This is a genomic window from Providencia sp. PROV268 (assembly GCF_028477805.1).
Classification (GTDB): Bacteria; Pseudomonadota; Gammaproteobacteria; order Enterobacterales; family Enterobacteriaceae; genus Providencia; species Providencia stuartii.
Window position 1 is genome coordinate 24,238 of the sequence record NZ_JAMPLW010000032.1, and the last position, 10,120, is coordinate 34,357.

Here is a 10,120-nt window from a genome sequence, read left to right on the forward strand (position 1 = left end):
TAAGTTATAAACTCTTTTATAATCTGTTATATCTATCGGTCATTAATTTCAATGTAAGATCCAACATAATGAATAACTCAATAATTGGGGTAGATTCGCAAGTGGTTGCGATAATTCCCGCGGCAGGTATTGGTAGTCGTATGAAGGCCGATTGCCCAAAACAGTACTTGCAGGTTGCAGGGAAAACTATCATTGAGCATACAATTAATGCATTGCTATTGAATCCTCATGTTGCCAGTGTTGTTATCGCGTTGAGTCCTGATGACGACTATTTTGCTAAGCTTGATATTGCGCAAGATTCACGCGTGACGACAGTTGAAGGTGGCAAAGAGCGAGCAGATTCGGTATTAGCAGGGTTAGACTTTTTAGCCCAAGACGGCAATATGCATAATAAGTGGGTATTAGTGCACGATGCGGCACGCCCCTGTTTGCATCAAGACGATTTAAATAAAATTATTCAATTATCAACAAAAAATTGTTGTGGAGGGATCTTGGCAGCTCCGGTCAGGGATACTATGAAACGGAGCCGAAAAGCTTCTGATCTCATCGATCATACAGTGGAGCGGGAAGCCTTATGGCATGCATTGACCCCACAGTTTTTCCCTTTGTTGTTATTGCGAGATTGCTTAAGTAAAGCTTTGAAAGAGAATGCGGTTATCACAGATGAAGCCTCTGCACTTGAATATTGCGGCTATCAACCTGTATTAGTTTCAGGACGTTCTGATAACCTGAAAGTGACTCGACCAGAAGATCTGGCACTGGCGGAATTTTATCTTTCTAGAATGAAATAAAAGGAATAAATAATGAGAATTGGGCACGGTTTTGATGTGCATAAGTTCGGCGGTGATGGTCCTATCATTATTGGTGGTGTCCGTATCCCTTATGAACACGGTTTATTGGCACACTCTGACGGTGATGTGGTATTACACGCAGTAACAGATGCTATTTTAGGTGCAGCAGCACTTGGTGATATTGGTAAGCTCTTCCCTGATACCGACCCTGCATACAAAGGTGCAGATAGCCGCATATTGCTAAAAAAAGCTTACTGCCATGTTCGAGAAAAAGGCTACAGCATTGGAAATATTGATGTCACTATTATGGCTCAAGCACCAAAAATGTTGCCACATATCCCGCAAATGCGCGTCAATATTGCTGAAGATCTTGAATGTCACATGGATGATATTAATGTCAAAGCAACAACAACTGAGCAATTGGGGTTTGTTGGGCGTAAAGAGGGCATTGCATGTGCGGCGGTAGTGCTGTTAGTGAAAGATAATGGTAATGAAACTCATGAATGTACAGTACCTGCATGGTAAACCTCTCTCAACAGGTAAGCTAAAAAGTCAGCCAGAAGATTTTATTGTCAAAGAAGATCTTGGCTTCGAACTGGACGGCGAAGGCGAACATGTTATGGTTCGCGTTGAAAAAACAGGTTGCAACACATTATTTGTGGCTGAACAGTTAGCTAAATTTGCAAAAATTTCAGCTCGTTCAGTGAGCTATGCGGGTTTAAAAGACCGTAATGCAGTGACTGAACAGTGGTTTTGTTTACAAATGCCAGGTAAAGAAACGCCTGATTTTTCATTATGGCAGCTTGATGGTTGTAGAGTCATCGCGACAACGAGACAAAAACGCAAGTTACGTATTGGAACATTGAAAGGCAACCAGTTTGAATTGACGATCCGGGATATTTCAGTACCTGAGGATGTTGAGGCTCGTTTACAGAAAGTTGCAGAACAAGGCATTCCGAATTATTTTGGGGAACAAAGATTTGGCCGTGATGGGCAAAACCTAACCCAAGCATTACGTTGGGCGAACCAAGAAATTACGGTTCGTGAACGTAATAAGCGTAGTTTCTATTTATCTGCCGCACGTAGTGCTATGTTTAACCATGTTGCAAGTGAACGGATTGAAAACCAAACCATAAACCAAGTATTACTTGGTGATGCGCTACAACTAACAGGGCGTGGAAGTTGGTTTGTTGCAACGGCAGAAGAGTTGCCTACCTTGCAAGCGCGTGTTGCTTCTGGCGAATTGAGTATCACTGCGCCTTTGCCCGGTGATGGCGAATTAGGTACGCAAGAGGATGCACTAGTTTTTGAAACCAACAGCTTAGAAAGCTATCACTCTTTGATGACACTGATGAAAAACGAACGCGTCTCATCGACACGAAGAGCGATGATTGTGAAACCGCAAAATTTTCAATGGCAATGGATTGACCAGACTACATTAAAACTCAATTTTTTCCTTAATTCAGGAAGCTTTGCAACAAGCGTGGTGCGAGAAATCATTAATCAGGATAGTGCCGATGTTAAAGATATTATTGAGTAACGACGATGGTGTGACTGCACCGGGGATCCAGACATTGGCGGCCGCTTTACGTCAATATTATCAGGTGCAAGTGATTGCGCCTGATCGCAATCGTAGTGGGGCATCGAACGCATTAACGTTAGATAGGCCTTTAAGGATCCAAACTCTTGCTAATGGTGACTTTTCTGTACAAGAAGGTACGCCAACAGATTGTGTTTACATTGGTGTGAATAAAGTCGTTAGGCCACGACCGGATATTGTTGTGTCAGGAATTAACTGTGGGCCTAATTTAGGTGATGATGTGATCTATTCAGGGACAGTTGCTGCGGCGATGGAAGGGAGGCACTTAGGGTTACCTTCAATTGCGGTCTCATTGGATGGAGATACCCATTTTGAAACTGCTGCAAAAATAACCTGTGATATTCTCGCGTTATTACATAAAAACCCTTTACGGGCAGGTAACATACTAAACATTAACGTTCCTGATATTCCTTATGAGGATGTTAAAGGGATCAAAGTCACTCGCTGTGGTAGCCGTCATGCTGCTTCAGAAGTCTACAACCTTGAAGATCCTAAAGGTAATATGTTGTATTGGCTAGGGCCTGTAGGGGAGATCCGTGATGCTGGGCCGGGTACTGATTTTGAAGCCGTATCACAAGGTTATGTTTCAATTACCCCATTACAAGTTGACTTAACAGCGTATAAAGCACATTCATTAGTTGAAGAGTGGTTAGAAAAATCGGGAGTGAAAGTAAAATGAGAACAGGCCTCATGAAAGAACTTTTGGCACAACTACGCCAACAGGGAATTCACGATGAGCGCCTGTTAGATGCTTTGTCACAGGTTCCTCGTGAACGCTTTGTTGACGAAGCCCTATCGCATAAGGCTTATGATAATATTCCATTACCTATCGGTTATGGGCAAACTATCTCTCAACCTTATATTGTTGCAAAAATGACTGCATTACTGGCGATTAAGCCAGAAGATCATGTATTAGAAATCGGTACAGGGTCAGGTTATCAAACCGCTGTTTTAGCGCACCTTGCAAAACATGTTTTTTCTGTTGAAAGGGTAAAAAGTTTGCAATGGACGGCAAAACGTCGTTTTAAGCAGCTTGATTTACATAATATCTCCACTCGTCATGGTGATGGCTGGGAAGGCTGGCAATCTAAAGGGCCTTTTGATGCAATTATCGTGACGGCGGCACCCAGTGAAATTCCGCCTCGGTTACTACAGCAATTAAAAGAAGGCGGGCGCTTGGTTCTGCCTGTGGGGGATAAAGATCAAGCGCTGAAGCTAATTACGCGCCGAGGGAATGATTATCATGCTAATGTGGTCGAAAAAGTACGTTTTGTTCCGCTAGTAGCGGGTGACTTAGCGTAATTTTTGCTTATAGTCATATTTGGTAAAATAGGGCACTTTAACAGCTTAAAGTTAAGAATGTTGTATTTTCCATTAAGTCATAATCTCAAATTGTTATATTTTTGATATATTTGGCTTGTTCAATATTTTATATTTCTGCTTTAATAAGCAAAATACTTTTAGTGACGAGAGCTAACAGGCTCTAATGTTTTACTGACACAAATTTATTTGCTATGTCAGATTTTTCTTCACGGGAGAAGAAGCATGAAAATTGTTAGCCCAATAAGCAGAATTCGATGGGCGGTGATCTTTTCATTTAGCGGGGCATTATTGGCTGGATGTTCAACTCCGTACCATACAGCAGCGCCTATTTCTAGCGTAAATGACGGTCAGACGAGTCAATCAAGTCAACAAACTGTTCAAAGAACGGCACCTACTGGTGGTACAAGTACAGCGATGCCTTCTTCTCGACCTAATTTGTCTTCGAATTCTTCATCATCTATTCGTACCTCTGCCCCAGTCAATATGGATGGGCAAGGGCGTATTATCTATAACCGCGACTATGGTAGCATCCCTAAAGGTAGCTACAGTGGCAGTACTTACACCGTACAACGCGGTGATACACTATTCTATATTGCTTATATAACTGGTAATGATTTCCGTGAGTTAGCAGCTAAAAACAATATTGCAGAGCCTTATAGCCTAAATGTTGGGCAAGTGATCAATATTGGTAACGGAAATGTGAACTCAAACGGGCAATTGGCCTCAAATTCATCAAATAGTAATCAGCAACCGGTTGATCTTCGAACAACTAATGCGTATCCTGCAAATGGAAGCGGTCAAAATTCAGGTAAGATGTTGCCTAATAATAAGAAGCCTGCAACGCAAACTTCTACGGCAACAACAACGACGGCAGCTTCTACCGCCTCTACGACGACAGCAAGCAGTACAAATAGCTCATCGATAAAATGGCGTTGGCCAGCGGAAGGGAAAACAATAGAAGGTTTCTCTGATGCTCAAGGTGGAAATAAAGGCATTGATATTGCCGGTTCACGAGGTCAACCTGTACTTGCTTCTGCTCCAGGTAAAGTGGTTTATGCAGGAAATGCACTACGCGGATATGGAAATCTTATAATAATAAAACATAACGATGACTACTTGAGTGCTTATGCACATAACGATACGTTACTTGTGCGTGACCAGCAGGATGTTGCCGCGGGTCAGAAAATAGCCACGATGGGTAGTACCGGAACGAGTTCGGTTAGATTACATTTTGAAATTCGTTACAAGGGAAAATCAGTAAACCCGCTGCGCTACTTACCGCAGCGATAAACTGGGCAGAGTGCAATGACATTCTGCCCTCATTATCAAGGGTAGGAGTCACTGATGAGCCAAAGTTCGCTGAAAGCTAACGAGTTATACAATGACCTCGACGATAGCATGATGGATGATGCTTTTGATGAGAGTCAGTTCAAAGAAGAGGATCTGGTTACTGAACTAGATGATGAAATGGATTTACTCCAGAACACGAATCAGCGTGTTCTGGATGCCACTCAAATTTATCTCAGTGAAATTGGATTCTCTCCGCTCCTAACTGCCGAAGAAGAAGTCTTCTACGCGAGGAGAGCGCTACGTGGAGATGTTGCTTCACGTCAGCGCATGATTGAAAGTAATCTTCGGTTAGTTGTTAAGATCTCTCGACGTTATAATAATCGGGGATTAGCATTATTAGATCTTATTGAGGAAGGTAATCTAGGGTTAATTCGCGCTGTTGAAAAGTTTGATCCTGAAAAGGGGTTCCGCTTCTCAACGTATGCGACATGGTGGATCCGTCAAACGATTGAACGTGCCATCATGAATCAAACTAGAACCATCCGCCTCCCAATTCATATCGTCAAAGAGCTCAATATTTACCTTAGAACTGCCCGCGAATTAGCGCAAAAACTCGACCACGAGCCTAGCGCTGAGGAAATCGCTGAACAGCTTGATAAACCAGTAGAAGATGTCAGCCGTATGTTGCGTTTAAATGAACGTATTACATCGGTCGATACGCCTATTGCTGGCGATTCAGAGAAATCTTTACTTGAAGTTCTCTCTGATGAGAATGAATCAGGCCCAGAGCATACAATTCAAGATAACAACTTAAAAGAGAATATTGTGAAGTGGTTATTTGAATTGAATCCAAAGCAGCGAGAAGTCCTTGCTCGGCGTTTTGGGCTATTAGGCTATGAAGCTGAGACACTAGAAGAAGTTGGCCGAGAAATTGGGTTAACAAGAGAAAGGGTGCGCCAGATACAAGTGGAAGGGCTAAGGCGGTTAAAAGATATTTTACAAGGAGAGGAGCTTTCCTTAGAAGCCTTATTTAATATGTAAATATCTTTGTGAATACCATAACGAAAGCCCTCAATATTTGATTGAGGGCTTTTTTCGTTAATGATAATAAATGGTCGAGTTTCTCATCATAGACTTTAGCTTACCGTCACACAGGAACGCCACTATGAAATTTAAAATCGTGGTCTACTGAGGTGATAAGTTCGGCTTCAACGAGACCGAACATCTCAACACGCTCGCTAATATCTGTTTTACTGATTGATTGCGCTAACTGTAGGTAATCTTGATAGTGTCTCGCTTCTGAGCGCAGTAATGAGACATAAAAGCTCGCCAAATCATCGTCTAGAAAAGGAGCCAATTTCGCGAAACGTTCACATGATCGAGCTTCAATATAAGCACCAATAATCAGTTTATCGACCAATGTTTGTGGTTCATGACCACTCATATGACTGAATAGCCCTTTAGCGTATCGACTTGCCGTTATACCATCATAAGCAATATTTCGCTGATGCATAATTTCCAGCACTTGATAAAAATGGTGCAGCTCTTCTTTAATCAAGAGTACCATTTTATCAATTAAATCTTGGCTATAGGGTGACTGCTTTTTCGCCAAGATCTGTTTTGATATTTGGTTTTTATTCTTTAGCGTATGAATATCACCAATACGATCGTAGGCAAAGTCTTCATAAGGCTTAAACCAAGCAAGCAATGTTGCCGCACTCTCTTTATCAACCGCATATTTACGGATCAAAAACATCGCACTTTGCGCCGCCTTTAGCTCACATAATAGATGATCTTTTAAGAGTATAGGGAGGCTTTCTGGTTCACTGGCTTTTTTAACCCAACTATCAGGCGTTTCACAGCGTAAAAACTGCCTGATAGGCGCTAGAAGTTCAGCGTGGTCTTGCATACTACTTATCCATTTCCTTTAAACGATATAACCAATCTAACGCTTGCCTTGGCGTTAACTTATCAGGGTCGATACTTTCAAGAGCGCTAAGAACAGGGGATGGCTCTTCTGGCACTAAGAAGCTGAGTTGTGCGCTATCAACATGGCTCGCGTTGGTATTATTTGAAATAATTTCTAACTCTTTGAGCTTTTGTTTGGCACGCTTAATAACATCTTTAGGGACGCCTGCTAGAGAGGCTACCGCAAGGCCATAACTTTTACTTGCTGCTCCTTCTTGAACATTGTGCATAAAGGCGATGGTGTCGCCGTGCTCCATTGCATCAAGGTGAATATTGACCGCGCCTTCTAATTTTTCAGGTAAGGTTGTTAATTCAAAGTAATGTGTGGCAAATAAAGTCATGGACTTGATTCGGTTAACTAAGTTTTCAGCACAAGCCCAAGCAAGTGACAAACCATCATAGGTTGAAGTGCCTCGACCAATTTCATCCATTAGGACTAAACTTTGCTCTGTTGCATTGTGTAAAATATTAGCCGTTTCAGTCATTTCAACCATGAAGGTTGAACGCCCGGAGGCTAAGTCATCGGATGCGCCAACACGGGTAAAAATACGATCAACAGGTCCAATGACCGCTTTTGTTGCAGGTACGAAACTACCAATATAGGCAAGTAGTGTTATCAATGCAGTTTGGCGCATATAGGTACTTTTACCCCCCATATTAGGGCCTGTAATGATAAGTAGGCGACGTTGTGGGGAAAGTGAAAGCGGATTAGAGATAAATGGTTCACTCAGGACTTGCTCGACCACAGGGTGGCGTCCTTCAGTAATGTGGATCCCTGGTTTATCTGTGAGTTGTGGGCAAGCATAGCCAAGTGTTTCAGCACGCTCAGCTAAGTTATTGAGCACATCGAGCTCTGCAAGAGCCTCCGCACTGATTTGCAAGTCTGCCAAATGTGGCAATAGCATATCGAAAAGCTCATCATAGAGTGCTTTTTCGATAGCTAACGCTTTACTTTTTGAGGTTAAGACTTTGTCTTCGTACTCTTTTAGTTCAGGAATAATGTAACGTTCCGCATTTTTCAGCGTTTGACGACGTACATAATGAATAGGAACTAAATGACTCTGACCGCGACTGACCTGAATAAAATAGCCGTGTACCGCATTGTAGCCCACTTTAAGGGTATCAATGCCCAGCTTCTCTTTTTCGCGAATTTCTAGTCTATCAAGATAGTCTGTAGCTCCATCGGCAAGTGCTCGCCATTCATCGAGTTCGCTATTATAACCCGGAGCGATAACGCCACCGTCACGCACCAATACAGGCGGTGCATCAATAATCGCACGTTGCAGTAAATCCTGTAGCTCATCAAACTGGTTAATACGTTTTTGCAAGTTTTGCAGATATTCGCTGTTAGATTGGTTGAGGATTTGATGAATCTCTTGGTACTGTTCAAAAGCGTGGCGCATACGTGCTAAATCGCGAGGGCGAGCAGAGCGTAAAGCTAAACGGGCAAGTACACGCTCTAAATCACCAATTTGACGTAGTAATGGCTGTAATAGCTCGAAACCACACTCTTGTAAGGCGGCGATAGCTTGTTGGCGATTCGTTAGTGTTTGTACATGGCGCAATGGGGTATGAAGCCAACGCTTGAGCATGCGGCTTCCCATCGGGGTAACGCATAAATCCAAAATAGACGCTAAAGTATTATCTGTGCCACCAGATAAGTTTTGCGTGATCTCAAGATTACGACGTGTTGCAGCATCCAGAATAACGTTATCTGTTTGTTTTTCCATGATGATGCTACGGATATGAGGTAATGCCGTACGTTGAGTATCTTTGACGTATTGGAGAAGGCAGCCAGCAGCGCGTAGCGCTCTCGAGGCATTTTCGACCCCAAACCCAATTAAGTCTTTTGTGCCAAATTGTAGGCCAAGCTGCTGTTTTGCTGTTTCTAGCTCGAATTCCCATAGAGGCCGACGACGTAGGCCTTTACAGTTTTCGATTAACGCCATACTCGCAAAGTCTTCGGGATAGAGTAATTCAGCAGGGCGAGTACGTTGTAGCTCTGCTTGTAGAGACTCTTCGTCATCGAATTCACTAATGATAAAGCGCCCCGACGTGATATCTAAGGTTGCAAAGCCATAGCCTTGAGGCTCTTGCCAGACTGAGGCCAATAGATTGTCTTGCCGCTCATTCAGTAATGCTTCATCGGTGATTGTACCCGGTGTAACAATACGTACGACTTTACGCTCAACAGGACCTTTACTCGTTGCGGGATCACCAATTTGTTCGCATATCGCGACAGATTCACCCAGTTGCACCAATTTTGCTAAATAGTTTTCGGCCGCATGGTGTGGTACACCTGCCATTGGAATAGGCTGACCCGCCGTTTGCCCTCGTTTGGTGAGCGAAATATCTAATAATTGAGACGCTTTTTTGGCATCATCAAAGAAAAGCTCGTAAAAATCCCCCATACGATAGAACAGCAATATGTCAGGATGTTGTGCTTTTAGTTTTAAATACTGCTGCATCATTGGTGTGTGGGATTCAAAATTTTGGTTATCAGTCATAAGCTTGTTTGTCTAATCTGTTGAATTTATTTAATCCTGTGTCCGTTGGCTGTCTCATTAGACTCCATTTTATTGTAGAGAATGTCACAGAATCCCATGATTGAGTGTAGGTTAAAATGTAGGCTGTTTATGGGGCTAAAACCCAATGAGCATTGTAAATGCACCAATCTGCACTTTAGTCTAAACACATTGAATACTTTTATAATAAGCGTTAATTAGGGTAACACTTATGAGCCAAAAATCATCAGTAAAACCATTCTTAACACAGTATCACAGCGATAAACTTAAGTGTAAAAATAGTTCTGAATCCTGCGAAAGCTCTGGTTTACGTATATTTTGTGGCATAACAGCCAGTAAGACCGTTTTCTACCGATATAGTAGCCCAGTTATAGGTAAACTTGTACAGCTAAAAGTCGGTAATTTTCCTCAAATAGCATTGATTGAGACTAGCGTTAAGTTGCAAGAGTTTAAACAGTTACACAAATGAGGTCGATGCTTTGTCCACTCCCCATTAATTAAGACACTTCAAATTAGAGATTTCTAACTGTTTACGGTATGTCTCCGGTGGGAGGTTATTAAACTTTCGTGGGTTCGATTTAGATTGTAATCTTGCCGCCAAAACCACACCATCTCTCGTACCT

General features: G+C 42.4%; 9 protein-coding genes and 1 pseudogene. 7 read left to right on the forward strand and 3 right to left on the reverse strand.

What is annotated here, in order from left to right; genetic code table 11:
* The first annotated feature begins 68 nt into the window (after nt 1–68).
* From ispD to rpoS, 7 genes are all read left to right on the forward strand, one after another.
* Nucleotides 69–791 (forward strand): 2-C-methyl-D-erythritol 4-phosphate cytidylyltransferase, encoded by a 723-nt coding sequence (gene ispD / locus PR699_RS18380; RefSeq protein ID WP_014656631.1) that lies wholly within the window; start codon nt 69–71, stop codon nt 789–791.
* Between the two features lie 12 nt (nt 792–803).
* Complete coding sequence (ispF, locus tag PR699_RS18385; protein ID WP_004922911.1) at nt 804–1,316, forward strand: 2-C-methyl-D-erythritol 2,4-cyclodiphosphate synthase; 513 nt, start codon at nt 804–806, stop codon at nt 1,314–1,316.
* Nucleotides 1,282–2,331, forward strand: coding sequence for a tRNA pseudouridine(13) synthase TruD (gene truD, locus PR699_RS18390; protein WP_014656630.1), 1,050 nt, complete (start codon nt 1,282–1,284; stop codon nt 2,329–2,331). The genes ispF and truD overlap by 35 nt, the downstream gene beginning before the upstream one ends.
* On the forward strand, nt 2,309–3,070 hold the full coding sequence (gene surE, locus PR699_RS18395) for a 5'/3'-nucleotidase SurE (RefSeq protein WP_004922907.1): 762 nt from the start codon (nt 2,309–2,311) through the stop codon (nt 3,068–3,070). The genes truD and surE overlap by 23 nt, the downstream gene beginning before the upstream one ends.
* Complete coding sequence (locus PR699_RS18400; RefSeq protein ID WP_004922905.1) at nt 3,067–3,693, forward strand: protein-L-isoaspartate(D-aspartate) O-methyltransferase; 627 nt, start codon at nt 3,067–3,069, stop codon at nt 3,691–3,693. The genes surE and PR699_RS18400 overlap by 4 nt, the downstream gene beginning before the upstream one ends.
* Nucleotides 3,694–3,936: 243 nt before the next feature.
* On the forward strand, nt 3,937–5,004 hold the full coding sequence (gene nlpD / locus PR699_RS18405) for a murein hydrolase activator NlpD (RefSeq protein ID WP_014656629.1): 1,068 nt from the start codon (nt 3,937–3,939) through the stop codon (nt 5,002–5,004).
* Between the two features lie 54 nt (nt 5,005–5,058).
* Nucleotides 5,059–6,045, forward strand: a complete 987-nt coding sequence (gene rpoS, locus PR699_RS18410; RefSeq protein WP_004922901.1) for an RNA polymerase sigma factor RpoS — start codon at nt 5,059–5,061, stop codon at nt 6,043–6,045.
* A 106-nt stretch (nt 6,046–6,151) separates the two neighbouring features.
* On the opposite strand, the gene miaE is transcribed toward rpoS, so the two are convergent.
* The 3 genes and pseudogenes from miaE to PR699_RS18425 form a co-directional block, all read right to left on the reverse strand.
* Nucleotides 6,152–6,913 carry a tRNA isopentenyl-2-thiomethyl-A-37 hydroxylase MiaE gene (gene miaE, locus PR699_RS18415; RefSeq protein ID WP_004922898.1) on the reverse strand — a complete coding sequence of 254 codons (762 nt, stop codon included), beginning with the start codon at nt 6,911–6,913 and terminating at the stop codon, nt 6,152–6,154.
* Between the two features lies 1 nt (nt 6,914).
* Nucleotides 6,915–9,479 carry a DNA mismatch repair protein MutS gene (gene mutS, locus PR699_RS18420; RefSeq protein ID WP_014656628.1) on the reverse strand — a complete coding sequence of 855 codons (2,565 nt, stop codon included), beginning with the start codon at nt 9,477–9,479 and terminating at the stop codon, nt 6,915–6,917.
* A 511-nt stretch (nt 9,480–9,990) separates the two neighbouring features.
* Nucleotides 9,991–10,120: pseudogene (locus PR699_RS18425) on the reverse strand (IS3 family transposase); the annotation flags it as partial.